Below are 836 nucleotides of genomic sequence, written 5' to 3'. Positions count from 1 at the left end.
ATGGAGCGGGTGACGGGAATCGAACCCGCGCTCTGAGCTTGGGAATCACCGGCGATCCGGCGGAAGTTGATGCGGTGACCTGCACGAACGGGTACGGCTGGCCGTTCCTGCGAACTGCGACCGCACTCGTCATTCCCCGCTGTTCCCCGCTCCGTCGGGCACGGAACGGGCACGTGGTGCCTCCTGACCCGTGGCCCTACATGGAACGGTCAGTAGCGGCCAGATCGGTCACCGTAGGGTCCCCTCCGGGCACTACCCGGACGAGGGTGGTTGCTGCGGTTGCGGTACTTCGCTGCGGTACGGCTCCCGGACGGCCTGATCACTTTTCGTTTCGCTCAAACCATTGTGAGATGAGCGCACATGCGTAATGATCGCAGCATGTCGAGCACTCCATTCCGGGACACAGCTACGAAGGTTGCAAGAACTTCGGACTACATCACGATGTCCGTGAACTGCGACCGCGTTCGTTCCCATTCTTGGTGGAAGAACGTCGTCGAGTATGGAGCCTGGGAAGGCCCGGGTGGCGCCCGCGTAGGCCCTCCTACTCCGGAAGCAATCGATGGCATTGCCAAGCTGTTCAACACGACAGCCGACCAGGTGGCCGTCATGGTGGCTGCTGACTGGTATGGGGTGGAGACAGATACGCATCTCTCGGCGCGAATGCTCAGTCTGACGCCAGTTCTTGACTCGCTGGACGAAGAGGACGCCGAACTCGTCGAAACGCTGGCCCGGCGACTCGCGCGCTGATCGAGCGGTCGGTGGAGCGGGTTTGGGCTGGAGCTGCTTTGGGGTGAGTGATCATGGCCCCTTAAGCTGGCTGCGCGTCGGGCAGTCTT

Annotated in this window: 1 protein-coding gene; it reads left to right on the top strand. The window is 62.3% G+C overall.

What is annotated here, in order from left to right; genetic code table 11:
* Positions 1-378: 378 nt before the first annotated feature.
* Complete coding sequence (locus DY218_RS24255) at positions 379-747, top strand: hypothetical protein (protein WP_128558270.1); 369 nt, start codon at positions 379-381, stop codon at positions 745-747.
* The last annotated feature ends 89 nt before the right edge of the window (positions 748-836 follow it).

The organism is Streptomyces triticagri, from assembly GCF_003429565.1.
GTDB lineage: Bacteria > Actinomycetota > Actinomycetes > Streptomycetales > Streptomycetaceae > Streptomyces > Streptomyces triticagri.
Note: the sequence above shows the minus strand (reverse complement) of the source record. Positions and strands in the feature narration are given on the sequence as shown.